The organism is Candidatus Methylopumilus universalis, from assembly GCF_006365315.1.
Classification (GTDB): Bacteria; Pseudomonadota; Gammaproteobacteria; order Burkholderiales; family Methylophilaceae; genus Methylopumilus; species Methylopumilus universalis.
On record NZ_CP040968.1, the window covers coordinates 771,674 to 790,291 of the forward strand.

An 18,618-nucleotide genomic window follows, 5' to 3' on the forward strand; every position below is an offset into this window, starting at 1 on the left:
GAAAAGACTGTTAAAATAACATTTTTAGAGGCATTAATAAATAATAATTCGCTCATGCAACGTACTTATCTCACCACTGCGATGTACCATTTTGTGAGTCTTCCGCACTTTGAAGCTTTGCGGGAACCCTTGCTTCAGTTTTGTGTGTCTCGCGATGTTAAAGGCACAATCCTCTTAGCCAATGAAGGTATTAATGGCACCGTGGCAGGCTCTGAAAAATCCATCTTAGAACTTCTTAAATATCTTAAAAATGACCCGCTTTTTGAAGGAAATTTCAAAGGTCTTGGTCATAAAGAATCCTGGTCAGTTAAACATCCTTTCTATCGCATGAAAGTGAAACTTAAAAAAGAAATTGTGACTTTAGGAGTGCCTGGTGTGTCGCCCACTAAAATGGTGGGTCAATATGTAAAGCCTCAAGATTGGAACTCCATTATAAGCGATCCTGAAGTAGTGCTCATTGACACACGTAACGATTATGAATATGCGATTGGTACATTCAAAAATGCGATTAATCCTAAAACAATAACTTTCCGTGAATTTCCAGAATACATAAAAACCCATTTCAACCCTAAGAAACATAAAAAAATCGCGATGTTTTGTACCGGCGGTATTCGTTGTGAAAAAGCCTCTTCTTTCATGATGTCCGAAGGTTTTAATGAAGTTTACCATTTGGAGGGTGGGATCTTAAAATATCTAGAGGAAATTAATCCAGAAAATAGCTTATGGCAAGGTGAATGCTTTGTTTTTGACCAAAGGGTTGCTATAAAACATGGGTTAGAGTTGGGTGATTACGATCAGTGTTACGCATGTCGCTTCCCCTTATCTCAGGATGACATGAAAAGCGAAGAATACACCCCTGGCATTTCATGCCCTCATTGCTTCAATAAACACTCTAACGAAAAATTAAGAGCTCTCACCGAACGCCAAAAACAAGTTATTTTGGCTAAAAATAGGGGTACCGAGCATATTGGCGCTATGCCTCAGTTTGTATCGCAACAAAAGAAGAAAAGACTCACGGCTTAAATAGTCGACTGATCTTAGAACAAAAAATATGAAGCTTAAAGTTCTTGTCTTTATTGTTGCTTACAATGCCGAGAAGACCATCGTTAATGTTTTAAGGCGCATACCAAAAAACCTTAGCAAAAATTATAATTTATCAATTCTTATTATTGATGATGCGAGCCAAGATAACACCAAAGAAGTTGCCAAATATTATCTTAATCAAGGTTATTGGTGCAAAACAAGCGTACTTAAAAATGAATTAAATCAAGGCTATGGGGGCAATCAAAAGCTTGGCTATCAATATGCGATCAACAACAATTTTGATGTTGTTGCTCTTCTTCATGGGGATGGGCAATATGCTCCTGAAGAATTACCTAACTTAATTAAACCCTTTACAAAGAAAAATCCACCTGGGGCAGTATTTGGATCCAGAATGATTTTTGCAAAAAATGCAATCAAGGGTGGCATGCCATATTATAAATTCATAGGAAACAAAATTCTGACAACATTTCAAAATTTATTACTCGGATCAAACCTATCTGAATTCCACTCAGGCTTTAGACTTTATAACGTAGGCATATTAAAAAATCTCCCATTTAAATTAAATACTAATGACTTTCATTTTGACACAGAAATTATTGTCCAACTTTTCGCTTTTGGATCTCATGTCATTGAATTACCTATTCCGACTTATTATGGCGATGAAAAATGTCATGTGAATGGAATGAAGTATGCATGGGATGTTATAAGAACATCAGTGAAAGCTAGGATTATTAAAATGGGAATTTTTTACGATCCCAAATTTTCATTCGATCAAACTCATATTAAAAATAGCATCAACACATTCAATTTTTTAAGTTTAGATAGCTTAATCTTTAAAAAAATAGAAAATAAAAGTGTTATTTTAAATCTTTCTCACGAAAAAAATAACCTATTGAATGCTTTGAAAAACCTTAAAAATTGCAGAATTATCTCCGTTAAAGACCCTTCAGATCTAGACAAAAAAAATTTTACAGTTGAATTGCTAAGCCAAATTGACTACATTTTTATTCTAGATCAAATTAACCGTGTCGATAATCCTGAATCTTTTTTAAAAAAAATTAGAGGAAAATTAAATAAAAACACACATATCAATATCATTGTAAGTGCAGCAAATATAGGTTTTTTTATTACAAGATTTATGCTTATCTTGGGTCATTTTAATTATGCTCGAAGAGGCATTCTCGATATTGAGCATAAAAGACTGTTTACATTAAAATCATTTGAGCAAATTTTCAAATATCAAGGCTTTCAAATTACAAACAAAGAATACCTTCCCGGCCCTTACCCTTTAGCCATTAATCTTAACTTTTTATCAAAAACATTAATTAAAATTAATTCCCTCTTAATAAAAATCTCGCCTGGATTATTTAGTTATCAAATGTTTTATTCAGTAAAATCAACACCAGAAACTGAATGGCTGCTTCAACAAGCCATATCTAAAACAAAAAGAAATCATACATAAATGAAAAAATGGTTGTATTTCAGCGCTAAACTTTTTGTGACTTTTTTATTCTTTTTTTATTTTGTGAGGAAATATAATTTTAATACAGTTCTCAGTCAATTATATGTTTCTGATCATGTTTGGTTATATATTGCTTTTATTATGCTTCTATTACAAATTTTCTTAATGGCTACTCGATGGCATTTTATAAGCAATATGATTAAAGCCAATTTAAGCATTTCTTCAGCAGTTCGTTTTATGTTTATTGGGCAATTTTTTAATCAAATTATGCCATCTTCAATAGGTGGCGATGCAGTTCGCATTTGGATGGCAAAGCAAAATGGTAATTCATTAGGTAAAGCCTCAATATCTACAATTTTAGATCGCATTATGGGTTTGCTAACCTACATTTTTGTACCCGTTTTATCTATATGGATATTCTCAGTAAGTTTAAATCAAAATTTTTACGCCATCGAAAGTGCAATTAATGTATTAGCCGTTATTACTATTTTTGGAATTCTAATCCTCTACCTTTTTGGAGGTCCACTTGGAAAGATGATAGAAAAAATATTTCATCTAAAATGGATTGCATTTTTCATAAAAGAATTGAAAGTTACCTTATTTAATTCTGAAACCTGGCGTGTTTTAGTGTTATCTTTTTTAATTCAGCTTATTCAGGTTTTAATGCTTTTATGTATTGCTAAAAGCTTTAAAATACCTATCCCTTTTAATGTTGGGATGATCTTGATACCAATTATTTTTTTAATTTCAACAATTCCATTGTCTTTTGCTGGGTGGGGCCTAAGAGAAAGCACGATGATTATGGGTCTTGGTTTTTTTAATATATCTGCGATAAATAGCCTATCTATATCTGTCTCATACGGATTACTTCAAATCCTTTCAAGTCTGCCCGGAATTTTTCTTTGGCTTCAATATAAAGGCAAAAAATCATTAAATGAATAAAATTTTCAATAAGGGAAATCTACAAAATTTCATATTTTCTATATTCATATTATTAATCATCCGATTTATTAGCAAACTACTTTTCTTTAAAGGATTAGAAGAAGAGTCTGAAACGATTGTAACTGGTATGATGATTGCACATGGTCAAAAACTGTATAGTGACATTTTTCAAAATCATGGCGCTCTCACATACCTCCCAAGCCTTATCATTCAAAAAATTTATCATCTTAATTTTTTAGGGCATCGTATATTTATGATGGCGCTTGAAATATTAAGTTTGCTATCTATCTATTTTTCACCGCTCCTTAAAAATAATGTACAAAAAAAAATATATGTCGTATTGGTAGCAACTTTTACGCTTTCATTCTTAAGTCGATTTTACTTACACACCTACATTTATTTTTCTATTGCTGCTTACTTAGTTTTAATATTAATGAGTTTATATGTTTTGCCATCAATCGACTCAAGTATAAGATTAAAAAAAAGATATATTTTATTGGGTAACTTTTTATTGGCATGCCTCCCCTTTTTAGGAATTGTTTATATTCCCTTCTCAGTTATTCTCTTCTTTATTTCTCTTCGCAAATATACTTATAAATTTGCCGTATTTGGCTTTATCGCTGGAGTTTTTTTCAATTTATTGGTTATAAACAGCATTGCTTCATGGAAGGGTTTTGTTGCATTGCATCTATATCTCAATTCAATTTTAATGCCAACTCTTGTTCCTGCGGTTTATCCCAACAATCTTTATCAGTCCGTCTTAAATACAGCAAAAGGTCTGACGGGAAACATGTCAGGAATTATCAGTGCGTTTATTCTGATATCGCTACTATTAAATTTCTTCCTTAAAGAATCCTTATTCCATTGGAAAAAAATTCTTAGCATAAGATTTTTATTGCTAACACTTGCAATTATTTCTCTTATTGTAAGAGGAGATCCAGGCACTGCTTCAGCTTTACCTTACTATTGTGCAATTATTACTTTACCTTTGCTTCTCTTAAAGGAGAGATATCCAGAAAATAAAATTAAAAACTATATAATTTACATGATGATTATTTTTTGCTTCACAAAATTAAGTCTTTTGCTGACTCATGATATAAAAAAATTAAATAATGCCTTACCTGAGACGTCTGAGTTTTCTGAACTTGCAAAAAAAATGACAAATGGCAATGAGAAAATCATTTCCTATTCGTGGAGAAGCACTGAATATATATTAGCAGATAGACTTCCTGCTGCTGCTTTCTTCTACTATATGCCTTGGCAAGTAGCCTACCAGAAAAAGCCTGTTCTCGGAATTCAATTTAACCCATGTGAAGATATCTTAAAAAATAAGCCAAAAATAATGCTCATTGATCAATATATGATGTGGGATAAAAAATATGATTGGGGGAATTACGGTCAATGCATTCAGGATATTGCTAATAATTATTATTATAAAGTTGAGCAAAAGCCTTATTATATAAGGCGTGATTTGTGGTCATATTACAAAGATCTTAATTTTCAAAAAAACTAAATTGTAAATCACCATGAAAATATATAATAAAAACGACATTCAAACTAATTTTGCTTTATATGGACTCATATTAATTGCTTTTGGATTTTCAACATATTTATTTTTAATATTTTTTGCCCTTTTTAGAAGGTTTATTTATTTCCTGCACTTTATTGATAAATCATATATTTTAGAGGCATTATGGTTTACTGGAGCTCCGATAGTAATTGGTTTCTTTTTAATCTTTATCGATTTATTTTTAAAAGTTAAATTAAAAAGAAATTTAAAAGAAATATCCACAAATGCAATTCAAAAAAAAGGAATTACTGTTGCTTTGACTGCATACAATGATGAAGAAAGTATTGGCCTTGCAGTAAAAAATTTTCTAAATTCGCCACATGTTCTCAGAGTTATTGTTATTAATAATAACAGTACAGATAAAACTGGAATGATCGCCAAAAGAAATGGTGCTATTGTTTTTAATGAGGCAAAGCAGGGTTATGGTTCTTGTGTTTACAGGGCTCTCAAAGAAGCTTCAGCTTATAAGGATTCCGAATTAATATGTTTATGTGAAGGCGATATGACATTCAGAGCTGAAGATCTAGATAAATTTTTAGCTTATATTTCACATGCAGACGTGGTTAACGGTACTAGAATTGTAGAGCAACTACAACATGCAAACACGCAAATTACGATTTTTATGCATTATGGAAATTTAGCCGTAGCCAAATTGTTAGAATTCAAATACCTAGGCACAGTTACACTTACTGACGTAGGAACCACTTACAAATTAATCAGAAAAAAAGCTCTTAAAAAAATTCTCCCTCAACTAAATTCCGACATTAATTTGGAATTCAATCCCTATTTGATTGAGAAGTTTATACAAAATCGATTAAAGGTTATTGAATGTCCAATCTCATTCTTTCCAAGAATAGGTAAAAGCAAAGGGGGAAACATATCTAACAAGGTTGCGTTTTTCCTGGGCATAAAAATGATATTTGGAATTATTTTTGGGTGGAAATCAGAATGATCGGTCAAAAAAAATATAGTCTTCAAACTAAGATTTATGGGCTCACGCTAGTTATTTCATTATTATTTTTTTCTCATTCCGATAGTATCTACACCCTAATACAATCATTTGGTTTTCTTAATGGTCATGTCTTTGATTTTTATGATTTTAATAGCAACCAAATTGGTTTAACACCTTATTTTCCATCAATTTACGCGATCTTAGCGATTTGGATGCTTCCTCTAAAATTAATAAATATTCTCGATACGAATTATTTTGTTACTTGGATATCAATCACCCCTGTAAAAGAAGTAAATTTAGCAGAATATATTCCTATGATTCTTTGGTATAAAACACTGCTTCTATTTGCATTTTTCGCCACAATATATTACCTCAAAAAAATTTCAAGAAACATTACTGGCAATAATATTGAAAATCATATTCTATTTGCAACATCGCCATTTGCTATATTCTCCGTATTGATATTTTCTGGCTTCGATATTATAGGCGTACTATTCTGCATTATTGGCTTTTACTTTTTTCTCAAGAAAAATTTACTCCTATTTGCAATTTCTTTTTCAATTGCAATTTCCTTTAAATTTTTTGCACTCATTATCTTCTTACCCTTACTTTTAATTAGAGAGAAAAAACTTAAAAATATCATTAAATACTCTCTTATTGCGGCCAGCATTTGCCTTATCTCATTATTAGCTGTCATCTCAAATAAAACTTTTGTTGAAAATGTATTCTTTATGGTTCAGAATAAAGTTTTTCATGGTCAGCCAATTAGCCTTTATAAGTTGAGTCTATTGGTTACTTATATTGCGCTCTGTATTAATTGTTTTTTTCAAAAAAATCTTAATAAAGACATGTTAGTTAAAAGCAGTATATTTGCTTGTTACATGAGTTACTTGGTCTTATTTTTTTATGTAAAGTGGCATTCACAATGGATTATTATAATCTTGCCTTTTATGTGTTTAATTAATAGCTATCTAAAAAATAAGAAAATATGCCTCCTATACGAAATAGCAGGTTTTATTTCTTTCTTTGTGCTTACAGTAAACACCTGGAAGGATAATGTTGATCAAAAGATGTTATCTGATGGTGCACTAGGTAAGATTTTAGGTGAATACCAATATAGAATTGCAGACTTAATAGATATTCACTATTTTGATCAATATGGAATAAATCTTAAAACTCTTTTTACGCTTACGATCTATCTTTATTTGCTTCATCCAATAATTATTTACACTTATGAAAAAAAATATAAAAAATAAATATATATACTGGCGATTTCTTTTAATTTACCTCTTTATAATTTTCAGCTTTTTGTCATACATACCGAATGACGAACACAAATTACCAAGCGATGCTTATCAAAATTTTCAAAAACCTCTTCGCTGCCTGTACTCATCTAAATTTGAGAATTGCCAATAAACCCTAAAATTAATTAAAATAAAAATAATTTTAAGTTACCCTTTAGTAACGCTAGCGGTTAATGAAGATTACAAGCATTTGCTTAGCAAATGGTTTAAAAAAAAACTGTAGGTAAATTTTAGTAAGAAAATAACTTTTAGGTAGCCTAGACTTTAGTGAAAATGGCATAAATTTTGGGCAAAGTTTACTCAGTGTAAAATTATGAGACACAAAAAAATCAACGATTGAAATATGGCTGAATACTTTTTTGTGAGTGTAGTCATCAAAATAATCTCGATATGCATATTTATAATTTGGTTGCATTAATATAATTTTTCCGCCCTTCTTCAAGATTCTCTTAAATTCAATCATTAGTAGCTGAAGCTCGGCATCATTTAAGTGTTCTAGTAAGTTACTAGCAAAAATTGTATCTACAGATAAACTTTTTATTTTGGCTAAATCAAATGCCTTAGCCTTAATGAATCTAACGTTTGGATTACAAAAACTCGCTCCCTCAGAATTTATATCAACAGCGATTTTTATTTTTGAATCTATATTATTAATAAAATCACAATAGCCACAACCAAGATCCACTGTAGTCCCATTTTCATTTACATATTTTTGAAGATATTCGCAAATAGCTTTCCATACGGAAGATCGATTCTGATCAAACTTGTATCTAGTTTCAAAATATTTACTCATATTTAAGAATGTTTACTTTTTTTTTAAATTTGGTACATTAATTTTAACAGGAGTATGTAATAATATTAGATAAGATTAATTAAAATTATTTATTTCCAATGAAAATCTTGGCTCTACAGCTAGGTCACACATCTACTGCTGCAATCATGGACAATGGGGTTATTCTAGGTGTATTAAGCCAAGAAAAATTAGATAATAAAAAAAATTCATCGCAATTCCCAAAAGACGCAATATTAGCTCTCCTTAAGAAAAATAACATTAAGGAAATCAGTGAGATCGAACGTATCATTATTTCTAGCACTTTTCTCTATCCATGGAATGAAGGTGATTTAAAAGTAAAGCAAAATAAATTTAAAAGCTTTTTATTTAGCTTAGAAAACTCTAGTCTTGGATCTTTTTTCCCTTATGTATTTTCAAGCATCAGAAAAGTAAAGAGGAAGTTTAAGCGCAATATCGGACATCAACAATTAAAAAATAATTTAAGGGAGATTGGAGCGGATAAAATTCCAATTCAAATGTTAGACCATCATACATGTCATGCTTATGCTTCTTATTTTTCTACCGTTAGAAATGTTCCTGCGCTAATTTTCACATGTGATGGAGAGGGAGACGACATAAGCTCCTCTGTAAGCCTTGTTGATAAAAATGGTAAGTTGAAATTATTAGCTCAAAGTGATTATAGGAATTCGATTGGCTGGATCTACTCTGCTACAACTAGATTCCTAGGAATGAAGATTTTAGAGCATGAATATAAGGTAATGGGTCTTGCGCCATATGCAAAAGAGTACTTCCTGGAAACATATGTAAATATATTTAAGGATGTTATATCGTTAGACAATAAAAATCCCTTACGATTTAAATCTAAATTAAATACTGTTTATTTTTATAATTATCTAATAAAAAATGCCTCGGGTGAGCGATTTGATAATATTGCTGCTTCTGTTCAGCACTTAACTGAAAATTTAATTACAAACTGGATTAAAAATGCAATTGTTTTAACTGGAATTAATGAGATATATACTGGTGGTGGAGTTTTTATGAACGTTAAACTTAACAAGAAGATTCAAGAGATGAAGGAGGTGAAAAAAGTTCATTTTATGCCTTCTTGTGGAGATGAATCCTTGCCAATAGGAGCGCTTTATAAGTTTGCTAGCGATAATGACATCGCTACAAAACCTTTAAAAAATTTATATTTAGGTCTGTCTTATTCTGATAAAGACATTGAAAAATATATAAAAACATCGGGTTTTTATAAAAAATTTAGAATTAAATTTTTCGTTAATATTGACGATAAAATTGCCGAACTTTTAGCAAATAAGGAAATTGTTGCAAGATTTTCTGGAAGTTGTGAATGGGGAGCGAGGTCGCTAGGAAATAGAGCTATTCTTGCACACCCCTCTTTTATGGAGTCTTTCTATACTGTAAATGATCAAATTAAAGTTAGGGATTTTTGGATGCCATTTGCTCCAACTATATTAGATTCTTTTGCTTTAATCTATCTAGAAAAATACCGGCCAAAAACAACCTCAGCTCCGCATATGATTACTTCCTACGTTGCTACTAAAGAAGGCCAGAGTGCATTACGAGCAGCAATTCATCAAGGAGATAAAACCTTAAGACCTCAGGTACTTACAGAGGAAGTAAATCCATCTTACTATAAATTAATAACAAAATTTTCTAAGATTACTGGTGTTGGAGGTATTTTAAATACAAGCTTCAATTTACATGGCTTTCCTCTCGTTTGCTCCCCTGAACAAGCTTTTTTTACACTAGAAAATTCAGAATTGAAAAATCTTGCAATAGGAAGTTTTTTAGTTCAAAAAAGAAAATAAACCAATTTTTATAAGGCTAACTAACTTTTTAAACAAGACAAGACTTTTAAGGATTAAAGAAAAAGCTCTTAAGTTAATCTTTTGATAAAAATTTTGCTTAAAACTACATAAAGTAGATTGCATCTCTAAATGGAAGTGCTGTTTTATCTTTCGATGAAAGCAAGGGGGTTAAATTTGGCCATTTAATGTTAATAGTATCATCATCCCAACGAATGGAACGTTCATCTTTTGGGCTATAGTAATTTGTTGTTTTATATAAAAATGTTGCGGACTCAGAAAGTGTTAAAAAGCCATGAGCAAATCCTTCAGGAATCCATATTTGTTTTTTATTTTCCGAAGAAATAATCTCCCCCACCCACATGCCAAAAGTTGTTGATGATTTCCTTAGATCAACCGCGACATCAAAGACTTCGCCCTGAACAACACGAATAAGCTTACCTTGAATGTTAGGTTGTAGTTGATAATGAAGTCCACGCAGCACACCTTTTAGCGATTTAGAATGGTTGTCTTGTACAAAATTAACTGATTTTCCAATTAACCTTTCAAACTTTTCTTGATTAAAGCTTTCAAAAAATAATCCACGGTCATCGCTAAAAACTTGAGGTTCAATAAGCAATACATCTGGAATATTTAAGGGTGTAATTTTCATGAACTATATAATCTTTTCTTCTAAGACGCGCAAGAGGTATTGCCCATAGGCATTTTTCGATAAAGGTGCGGCCAACTTCTCTAACTGGTCAGAATTAATCCAGTTGCGACGGAAACTAATCTCTTCAGGACAAGCCACCTTTAAGCCCTGACGATTTTCGAGTGTGGCGATAAATTGACTTGCTTCTAGTAATGAGTCATGCGTGCCGGTATCAAGCCAAGCGTAGCCACGACCCATGATCTCGATATTAAGTTTTTGGTTTTCTAAATAGAGTCGGTTGAGGTCCGTAATCTCTAATTCACCACGTGGTGATGGCTTTAAACTTTTTGCCATAGCAACTACATCTTTATCGTAAAAATAAAGTCCTGTCACCGCGTAATTAGATTTCGGGCTTTTTGGTTTTTCTTCTAGGCTTAAAACTTTATTAGTGCTATCAAATTCGGCCACACCATAGCGTTCAGGGTCGTTGACGTGATAAGCGAACACAGTCGCACCATCAGCACGAACCATTGCATTACTTAACAACTCGTTGAAGTCGTGGCCATAAAAAATATTGTCACCTAAAACAAGTGCGGATAAATCATTACCAACAAATGTGTCGCCCAAGATAAAGGCCTGCGCTAAACCATCGGGAAAGGGTTGTAACTTGTATGAAATATTTAGGCCCCACTGACTCCCATCGCCGAGCAAAGATTCAAAGCGTGGTGTATCATCGGGTGTCGAAATAATTAGAATGTCTTGGATACCCGCTAGCATTAAGGTGGATAGCGGATAATAAATCATCGGCTTGTCGTACACAGGGAGTAATTGTTTTGAGATACTCTTTGTCACGGGATAAAGACGTGTGCCAGATCCACCTGCAAGTATAATGCCTTTTCGTTTTTGAATATTCGCCAATTAAATGATTTCCTTTAATACCTTTTTAACTTCCGACTCCCAATGTGGTAATTCTAGCATGAAGGTCTTTTTTATCTTTTCACAATTCAATCTTGAATTAAGGGGTCGCTTTGCGGCCGTTGGGTATTCTGATGTTAGTATCGGGTGAATTTGATCGGGTATACATTTTACTTTTAAATGTAATTTGATTGCCTCATTTGAAATTAACCTTGCATAGGCGTGCCAATTTGTTTCACCCTCATTCGTCAGATGATAAGTGCCGTAATCCTTAAAATTTTTATTTTTTAAAATCTTATCCACAATCTTAAACGTCACGTCACCTAACATCGAAGCTGAAGATGGGGTTCCCCACTGGTCAGCAACAATATTGAGTGATTCTTTTTCAACGATAAGTCGTAATATTGTCTTTAAAAAATTATTGCCGTGACTTCCAAAGACCCAACTCGTTCTTAAAATAATGTGTTTTGGATGTTTATAAATTTTTTCTTCACCCTCATATTTTGTTTTGCCGTAGATGGATTGCGGATTCGTTTGATTGATCTCGACGTAGGCTTCTTTTTTTAATCCATCAAATACATAGTCTGTCGAAAAATGTATCAACGGAATATCTAACTCCGCAGCCTTCTCCGCTAAAACTTCAGGGACACTTGAATTAATAAGACGTGCAATTTCAGGTTCGGACTCGGCTTTATCTACTGCGGTATAGGCCGCAGGATTAATGATGATGTCGGGTTTTATTTGATCAATAAAAGTTCTAATCGCATCTAAGTTAGTTAAATCTAACTCCTCGCGGTCGGTGGCAATCATCTCGCCTAGCGCGCTTAATTTATTTTTTAATTCAAAGCCGACTTGACCGTTCGATCCTGTGAGTAAGATCTTCATGTGTACTGTTTTTGTACCCAGTTTTTATAGTCACCGCTTACGACATGACTGACCCAAGTTTCATTCGCTAGATACCACTCCACCGTCTTACGGATGCCGGTATCGAAGGTCTCTTGCGGACGCCATTGGAGTTCTTTTTCTAACTTGGTCGCATCAATCGCGTAGCGTCTGTCATGGCCTGGACGGTCTTTCACATAAGTGATTTGTGATTCGTACTTAGTGCCGTCAACCTTGGGTTTCAATTCATCTAAGATAGCGCATAAGGTTTTCACTACATCAAGGTTCGCTTTCTCATTCCAGCCACCCACGTTGTAGGTCTCGCCTAACTTTCCTTTATCTAAAACGCGTCGTATCGCGCTGCAGTGATCCTTGACGTACAACCAATCACGAATCTGTTGGCCGTCCCCATAGATAGGAAGTGGCTTACCATTGAGCGCATTCAGGATACATAGAGGTATCAATTTTTCTGGGAAGTGATAAGGGCCATAATTATTCGAACAATTGGTAGTGAGTACCGGTAGCCCATATGTATGATACCAAGCCCTAACCAAGTGATCACTCGCGGCCTTACTCGCACTGTAAGGGCTATTAGGCTCAAAAGGATTGGTCTCACGGAATGCCGGGTCCGTTTTACTTAAGGATCCATAGACTTCATCAGTTGATACATGAAGAAATTTAAAATGTTTTTTATGATTTTCATCTAAGCCATTCCAGTAACTTCGGACCGACTCGAGTAAGTTATAGGTCCCTACAATATTTGTTTCGATAAAATCGCCGGGGCTATGAATGGATCGGTCTACGTGGCTTTCAGCCGCGAAGTTTACGATTGCCCTTAACTGATATTTTTTTAAGAGTTTGGAAACAAGATCGCGGTCACTAATATTTCCTTTAATAAAATGGTGTTTTGCGTTGCCTTCTAAAGACGATAAATTTTCTAAGTTGCCGGCATAGGTAAGTAGGTCAAGAGATACGACTTCTTCACTCGATTGGTTCACCCAATCCAAGACGAAGTTCGATCCAATAAATCCCGCAGCACCGGTCACAAGAATTGTCATGGCCACAATTTTATCATCAGAATTAGGCTTAGGTCTCGAAGGATTTCTTATTTATTTGAAGGTATATTTTTATAAAGATATACTAACTATGACTTGCTAAAGCAATTTTGCTGTTAAATGAGGCTTAATAACATTTTGATAAAAGGCTTCCAAGCTATAGCGATGAATGACTTTTTTATCTAGCTGCTTATAAGGTGTCTCGAAAAAAGAAGGGGGAATATTTAAATAGTGGCGATCTAGAATGAGAATATTATGGGGGTTATAAAAATCATAATCTTTAATATTCGAATTAGTAGTAGCTATCTTTTTATTGAGCGCCAAAGCTTCGATAGTCCGCATGGTTAATCCAGATTGATTTATATTATGCAGATCTAAAACTACCTTTGATTGTAATAAGATTTTCTTTACTTCATGATGAGACATTTTTACAAAATGTAAATCGCTCACTTTAATTTTAAGAAAATTTTTAGTAAATATACGCCTTAAGTAAAAAATCCATTGTGATGGGGTGTAGAGATATATGAAAGAATTTAAATGTGGCATATACTTTTTAAGTGAAAGAATTAATAAACCCCTGTCTTCGTGGAGGGTTCCGATAAATGATAAATCGTAAATATTCTTTGTTTTTTTAAAGCTATTAAATTCAGGTACAAAAAAGAGTGGATAAAAATCAAGATTTAATCTTTGCGCATCCATCAAATCAAATGTAATAATACGATCATAATAGGGAAAATTATCTACTAATTTTGGCTTATTTGCGACTGAATCCCAAAGATAATTTATTATAGGCGTCTCCTGATATTCCTTCCTTAACCATCCTAAAAAGCTAGGCACCAATCCCTCACCTTGAATAACAAATATAAGATGATAATTCCGATTATGTTTTTTTAAAATCTCTAACTTGTAAAAAAAATATAAGAAAAAATAAATTAGGGATCGATTAACTCTTACAATTGCTTTAAAAATATTAGAGTCATAAGGACGATCATTGATCAAGTCAACTATAAATCCCTTTTTTTCTAAATAAGTCTTAATTATGTTGTCATAATTAAAGTAATGAGGCGCTATTAGTAAAATTTTTTTAGCTTTTTTCAATGCCTAACCTAAATGTACTTAACTATTTTAGCTGGAATGCCTGCGACCAGATGATTTTTAAAAACGCTTTTCAAGACCACTGCATTGGCTGCCACCACCGAGTTATCTCCTAGTGTAATACCACCCAGAACTTTTGCTCCCGCCGCTATCGTGACATTATTACCAATACGCGGCCTTGATTTGGAAGAAAAACTATGGTCAAAAGTCTTAGAGCCTAATGTGACTCCTTGAAAAATTGTGACATGATTCCCAATGTCAATTGCTCCAATCACAATACCGTGACTATGAGGAATGAGAAGTCCGAAACCTATTTTAGCTTTCGGCGTACATTCCAAACCAAATAAAATAACATTAAGCCAAGTGAAAATATATGCTAGAGGCTTAAAAAAGGATTTTTGATATATATACTGCGCTATACGAATTAATAGAACAGGAAAAAAACGTGGGTGCATACACATCAGATAATTCATTTGTTTATTAGCTGCTGAGAGACGAACAATATCACTTTTTATTAATCTAAAGAACTGAAGAAGGTTCATGGATTTTTTACTTCCCTCTAATAAACATTTTTCTATCTTTTAATTCTCGAATCGATTTTTCATAAGGAATTTGATAAATCGGCTCATTACTTGCCCAATTCAAAAAAATTTTAACCCCTTCTTCCACTGAAATTTTTGGTTTAAATTTGAGAATATTTGCAAGTCTTTCAATATTAGCTCGATTATGTCTGATATCCCCTTTTCGGTATTCGCCTGTAATCCTAATTTGACTATTACTACTATAAAAAGATTTGATTTTATTTGCGAGCAACAATACAGTTTCGGCCTCACCTAACCCCACATTAAGACTTCCTATAAAATGATTTTTATAATTTAGCGCTCTTGATGTTACTTCAACAACATCATCAATATATACAAAATCTCTCGACTCATTGCCATCTTCAAAAATATCAATGGGAAGTCCTTGTCGAGCCAGCGTTGAAAAAATTGCTAAAATACCTGTATAAGGATTTTTAAGTGACTGTCCTGGTCCGTATACATTCTGATAACGCAAAGCAAAAGCATTAATTCCTCTATTTTTAGCAAAAAGAAGAATAGATTGCTCTTGGGTAAGCTTAGTTATCGCATAAAAAGATAAAGGATTGAGTATGGCATTTTCAGGTGTTGGATAAGAATTCATTTCTTTTTTGCAATGAGGGCAGTTGAAATTAAAGCGCCCCGTCATGATATCTTGATCATCTCGCCCTGAGGGGTAAAAATCCCCATGCTGAAGACAGCGATAAAGGCCTTCGCCATAAATTGATCTACTTGAAGCCACAACTAATGAACTGATGTCTTTGCCGCATGGATCGTTTTGCATAAGGTCAATTAAAGTCGCCGTGCCTTGAACATTAACACTAAAATATTTTTCTACATCATACATGGACTGGCCCGTTCCGGTTTCAGCAGCAAAGTGAGCAATCTGATTAATACCAATCAAAGCTTTTCTTAAGGTTTCGCGATCTCGAATGTCGCCCTTAATAATTTCAGCGTTATTTTTTAATCGTTCCGATAAAAAGTCATTTTCATGAATTTGGGAATTGAAATTATCGATAATTTTTACATGATGGCCATTTGATATCAGGCGAAGCGCTAAATGCTTTCCAATAAATCCTGCGCCACCTGTAATTAAAATTTTCATCAATAAGGCCTCACATTAAACAAAGAAGTGAATCTAGCAATACCTCTTAATAGTAACGGATAATGGCATAAAAAAACTAGTACTTTATTCTTAAATTTCAACAACTTAACAATTTCAGGATATGCTGCATACTGAAAAAAATTAGCTTTATTGCATAACCTGAAAGCCTTCTTGTATTCTTCAATATCCTTAATGCGGAATGCAGATTGCAAGAGAAGGTAACTTAAAAGCTTTAAGATATGAGCGTAAAATAATTGAGTATATATGGGAGGCAATTTATTCAGTTGGAAATATTCAAATTCGTACTGAAATAATCGAATAGTATTATAAAAAACATCTAAACTCATTTTACGGCTCAAACTAGAATTCCTAACAAGTGCGTGATAGTAAACACCATTTAAAAAATATGTTGATTTAGCAAAGCGGGATACCAACTTGGAATGATAACTATCCTCATTAATACGAATAGGTGGAAATTTAATGCAATGCTTAATCAAAAAATTTTTTGAATAAATTTTATTCCATGCTACCGAATAAATTTCATCATCGACGAGAGCTTTCTTAAAAATATTCAATCCCTTTAAATATTTATTTTTGAATGATACAAACTTTCTTACAGGCTTCTCATCCTCTAAAACAAAATCGAATCCAAAATTAATAAAGTCATAAGAGTTGTTTTTTAAAATATGATGGGCATCATATAAAAGATTATTTTCAATATAATCATCGCTATCAATGTAACAAATATAACGTCCACGTGCTTTTAAAAAACCGAAATTTCTTGCGCTCGCAAGCCCTCCATTTCTTTTCTTTAGCAAGTAAAAAAATGGATGAGTTTTTGAGAAATTATATGCAATGCGCGAAGATTTATCTGAAGATCCATCATCTACAAGAATTACTTCAAAATCTTTAAAGGATTGGCTTGAAACACTTTCTAAGCATTTAAGGAGATACGCTTGAACATTATAAATAGGAATAATGACAGAGAAAAAAGGTGGTTTAATCATAATTAAGAACTAAATTATTCTTCTCAAAGATTTAATAATTTTAGGCACACAGAAAAATACATAGGGTATCAGTATAGAAATAATAATGCCTATATTTCCAAGCCGATGACCAAAAAACATGGCTATTAATAAACCTCCAGCTGTAGCAAAGAAATAACTTTTGGCTAAAGGCTCTTGATTTTTTGCTCGATAATAAATATTAACTAAAAATATAACTTGATTGATTAAATTCATAATAGCTAGAAGACACAACTCGTCTATTTTTAAAAATCTATGAGACAGCGAATGATCTTTAAAAATATATAAAATCATAATGAATAAAAAGTAGCCAAGAATATTCATATAAATGGTTTTTTTAAATTCATTCAAAAATATTCTTTTACCTTTAGCCCCCTCATTATTGGAAATTAATCGAGTTAATAATGGAATTTTAGATGTAATTGACGAGAAAGATAATATCCCAATCATATTCATAAATACTAGAGATAATGAAAGTTGTCCGGAGCTTGCTGAACCATTAAAATAAAAAGAAATTAGGGGTGGGATAAAAAGAAATAAACAAGAAGCAATGTATGTAGGAATTGTCTTTTTATAACTAGCATGAAATTTATCCCTTAAAATACTTTCATTAGTTTTTTTATGCTTTGATTTAAATTGAAAAATATAGGGGTATTTTTTAAAAGCCCAGGTATAGCCAATAATTGTTAGAGCTAGAGGAACAGCCAGAGGTGCGTATAAATATTGGTGTGAAAAAATGAGGTACCAGGATAACAGCGTTCCTATTAGCAATGCTAACAACCTAATACTATAAGATTCTTTTATCTTGCCTATTGACTCAACAATAGAAAATATTGGGTTGACTGTCATGCTAAATGCAATTGTCGTAACTAAGAAAAGCCATGATTGCATCCATGTTTTATCTGGCAAAGAATATCTTGAGGTATTGAAATAGAAATAACCTATCGGAATTAAGAAAATAAAAAAGAAAAAAGAAAGTTTTAAATAATATTTTTGAACTATAAAAATATTATTTAAGAAATAATTTTTTTTATCTTTTAATCTTGAGAAAATTTGAACTAACAATCCGGAAAGTCCAAGGTCAAAAAAAACGTAACTACTTGCTAGATTAATAAAAGCATAGTAAAGACCCTGCTCCTCAACAGTCACATTTTTAATAATCAAAAGTGTGGTTATTAATCCGAATAGTGCCTGGGTAATTCTTAATATTGCTACAACATGCGATGGCAATAAACAATTAATTAACTTTTTTAGTTTAATCATACTTGAATTAAATTAACTCATTATATTAGTGGTGGATCTGCATCAAATGGAATAGGTATGTTTTCTCTAATTTAATCAATAAGATGTGGGTTTTCATAACCCCTTCTACCCACAAAACTACCCACAAAAAATTAAGGTGGGTTTTGATGCCCTGCTCCAGATGTTGGGGGTAT

The 18,618-nt window shown here is 32.6% G+C and carries 17 protein-coding genes; 7 read left to right on the plus strand and 10 right to left on the minus strand.

The features are described 5' to 3' along the window. The first annotated feature begins 54 nt into the window (after positions 1–54). From trhO to FIT79_RS04150, 6 genes are read left to right on the plus strand one after another with little or no spacing between them, the layout of a single operon-like run. Positions 55–1,023: an oxygen-dependent tRNA uridine(34) hydroxylase TrhO gene (gene trhO / locus FIT79_RS04125; protein ID WP_139875707.1), complete on the plus strand. Its 969-nt coding sequence runs from the start codon at positions 55–57 to the stop codon at positions 1,021–1,023. A gap of 28 nt (positions 1,024–1,051) precedes the next feature. Continuing rightward, complete coding sequence (locus tag FIT79_RS04130) at positions 1,052–2,506, plus strand: glycosyltransferase family 2 protein (RefSeq protein ID WP_139875708.1); 1,455 nt, start codon at positions 1,052–1,054, stop codon at positions 2,504–2,506. Beyond that, positions 2,507–3,448 carry a lysylphosphatidylglycerol synthase transmembrane domain-containing protein gene (locus FIT79_RS04135; RefSeq protein ID WP_139875709.1) on the plus strand — a complete coding sequence of 314 codons (942 nt, stop codon included), beginning with the start codon at positions 2,507–2,509 and terminating at the stop codon, positions 3,446–3,448. After that, complete coding sequence (locus tag FIT79_RS04140) at positions 3,441–4,961, plus strand: hypothetical protein (RefSeq protein WP_139875711.1); 1,521 nt, start codon at positions 3,441–3,443, stop codon at positions 4,959–4,961. Before FIT79_RS04135 ends, FIT79_RS04140 begins: the two co-directional genes overlap by 8 nt. Positions 4,962–4,974: 13 nt before the next feature. Continuing rightward, positions 4,975–5,970 (plus strand): glycosyltransferase family 2 protein, encoded by a 996-nt coding sequence (locus FIT79_RS04145; RefSeq protein WP_139875713.1) that lies wholly within the window; start codon positions 4,975–4,977, stop codon positions 5,968–5,970. Further along, a complete protein-coding gene (locus tag FIT79_RS04150) occupies positions 5,967–7,226 on the plus strand; it encodes a hypothetical protein (protein WP_139875714.1) in 1,260 nt (419 codons plus the stop codon). The genes FIT79_RS04145 and FIT79_RS04150 overlap by 4 nt, the downstream gene beginning before the upstream one ends. Positions 7,227–7,437: 211 nt before the next feature. Here the strand turns inward: FIT79_RS04150 and FIT79_RS04155 are convergent, their stop codons facing one another. After that, positions 7,438–8,067: a class I SAM-dependent methyltransferase gene (locus FIT79_RS04155; RefSeq protein WP_139875715.1), complete on the minus strand. Its 630-nt coding sequence runs from the start codon at positions 8,065–8,067 to the stop codon at positions 7,438–7,440. Positions 8,068–8,165: 98 nt separating this feature from the next. Here FIT79_RS04155 and FIT79_RS04160 point away from each other — a divergent pair, with 98 nt between their 5' ends. Beyond that, a complete protein-coding gene (locus tag FIT79_RS04160; protein ID WP_139875717.1) occupies positions 8,166–9,899 on the plus strand; it encodes a carbamoyltransferase C-terminal domain-containing protein in 1,734 nt (577 codons plus the stop codon). Between the two features lie 103 nt (positions 9,900–10,002). Here FIT79_RS04160 and rfbC read toward each other — a convergent pair whose 3' ends face one another. The 9 genes from rfbC to FIT79_RS04205 form a co-directional block, all read right to left on the minus strand. Further along, positions 10,003–10,548 (minus strand): dTDP-4-dehydrorhamnose 3,5-epimerase, encoded by a 546-nt coding sequence (gene rfbC / locus FIT79_RS04165; RefSeq protein ID WP_139875718.1) that lies wholly within the window; start codon positions 10,546–10,548, stop codon positions 10,003–10,005. 3 nt (positions 10,549–10,551) lie between these two features. Beyond that, positions 10,552–11,436, minus strand: a complete 885-nt coding sequence (gene rfbA, locus FIT79_RS04170; protein ID WP_139876091.1) for a glucose-1-phosphate thymidylyltransferase RfbA — start codon at positions 11,434–11,436, stop codon at positions 10,552–10,554. A 9-nt stretch (positions 11,437–11,445) separates the two neighbouring features. Further along, complete coding sequence (gene rfbD, locus FIT79_RS04175; RefSeq protein WP_139875719.1) at positions 11,446–12,327, minus strand: dTDP-4-dehydrorhamnose reductase; 882 nt, start codon at positions 12,325–12,327, stop codon at positions 11,446–11,448. After that, positions 12,324–13,382 carry a dTDP-glucose 4,6-dehydratase gene (gene rfbB / locus FIT79_RS04180; protein WP_139875720.1) on the minus strand — a complete coding sequence of 353 codons (1,059 nt, stop codon included), beginning with the start codon at positions 13,380–13,382 and terminating at the stop codon, positions 12,324–12,326. The genes rfbD and rfbB overlap by 4 nt, the downstream gene beginning before the upstream one ends. A 96-nt stretch (positions 13,383–13,478) precedes the next feature. After that, positions 13,479–14,477, minus strand: a complete 999-nt coding sequence (locus FIT79_RS04185; RefSeq protein ID WP_479415254.1) for a WaaS/CpsH family glycosyltransferase — start codon at positions 14,475–14,477, stop codon at positions 13,479–13,481. An 8-nt stretch (positions 14,478–14,485) separates the two neighbouring features. Next, positions 14,486–15,016, minus strand: coding sequence for a serine O-acetyltransferase (locus tag FIT79_RS04190; RefSeq protein ID WP_139875722.1), 531 nt, complete (start codon positions 15,014–15,016; stop codon positions 14,486–14,488). Positions 15,017–15,023: 7 nt separating this feature from the next. Further along, positions 15,024–16,157, minus strand: coding sequence for an SDR family NAD(P)-dependent oxidoreductase (locus FIT79_RS04195; protein ID WP_139875723.1), 1,134 nt, complete (start codon positions 16,155–16,157; stop codon positions 15,024–15,026). After that, entirely contained in the window at positions 16,157–17,164 is a 1,008-nt protein-coding gene (locus FIT79_RS04200; RefSeq protein ID WP_139875724.1) for a glycosyltransferase family 2 protein, read from the minus strand. Before FIT79_RS04200 ends, FIT79_RS04195 begins: the two co-directional genes overlap by 1 nt. 9 nt (positions 17,165–17,173) lie before the next feature. After that, a complete protein-coding gene (locus FIT79_RS04205) occupies positions 17,174–18,445 on the minus strand; it encodes a hypothetical protein (protein WP_139875726.1) in 1,272 nt (423 codons plus the stop codon). Between the last annotated feature and the right edge of the window lie 173 nt (positions 18,446–18,618).

What these genes read in the sequence shown, in the direction of transcription:
- FIT79_RS04205 (WP_139875726.1), bottom strand. Translation starts at nt 18,445, where the DNA reads ATGATTAAACTAAAAAAGTTAATTAATTGTTTATTGCCATCGCATGTT.
- FIT79_RS04200 (WP_139875724.1), bottom strand. Translation starts at nt 17,164, where the DNA reads ATGATTAAACCACCTTTTTTCTCTGTCATTATTCCTATTTATAATGTT.
- FIT79_RS04130 (WP_139875708.1), top strand. Translation starts at nt 1,052, where the DNA reads ATGAAGCTTAAAGTTCTTGTCTTTATTGTTGCTTACAATGCCGAGAAG.
- FIT79_RS04140 (WP_139875711.1), top strand. Translation starts at nt 3,441, where the DNA reads ATGAATAAAATTTTCAATAAGGGAAATCTACAAAATTTCATATTTTCT.
- rfbB (WP_139875720.1), bottom strand. Translation starts at nt 13,382, where the DNA reads ATGACAATTCTTGTGACCGGTGCTGCGGGATTTATTGGATCGAACTTC.
- FIT79_RS04155 (WP_139875715.1), bottom strand. Translation starts at nt 8,067, where the DNA reads ATGAGTAAATATTTTGAAACTAGATACAAGTTTGATCAGAATCGATCT.
- rfbC (WP_139875718.1), bottom strand. Translation starts at nt 10,548, where the DNA reads ATGAAAATTACACCCTTAAATATTCCAGATGTATTGCTTATTGAACCT.
- FIT79_RS04150 (WP_139875714.1), top strand. Translation starts at nt 5,967, where the DNA reads ATGATCGGTCAAAAAAAATATAGTCTTCAAACTAAGATTTATGGGCTC.
- FIT79_RS04190 (WP_139875722.1), bottom strand. Translation starts at nt 15,016, where the DNA reads ATGAACCTTCTTCAGTTCTTTAGATTAATAAAAAGTGATATTGTTCGT.
- FIT79_RS04160 (WP_139875717.1), top strand. Translation starts at nt 8,166, where the DNA reads ATGAAAATCTTGGCTCTACAGCTAGGTCACACATCTACTGCTGCAATC.
- trhO (WP_139875707.1), top strand. Translation starts at nt 55, where the DNA reads ATGCAACGTACTTATCTCACCACTGCGATGTACCATTTTGTGAGTCTT.
- FIT79_RS04135 (WP_139875709.1), top strand. Translation starts at nt 2,507, where the DNA reads ATGAAAAAATGGTTGTATTTCAGCGCTAAACTTTTTGTGACTTTTTTA.
- FIT79_RS04195 (WP_139875723.1), bottom strand. Translation starts at nt 16,157, where the DNA reads ATGAAAATTTTAATTACAGGTGGCGCAGGATTTATTGGAAAGCATTTA.
- FIT79_RS04145 (WP_139875713.1), top strand. Translation starts at nt 4,975, where the DNA reads ATGAAAATATATAATAAAAACGACATTCAAACTAATTTTGCTTTATAT.
- rfbD (WP_139875719.1), bottom strand. Translation starts at nt 12,327, where the DNA reads ATGAAGATCTTACTCACAGGATCGAACGGTCAAGTCGGCTTTGAATTA.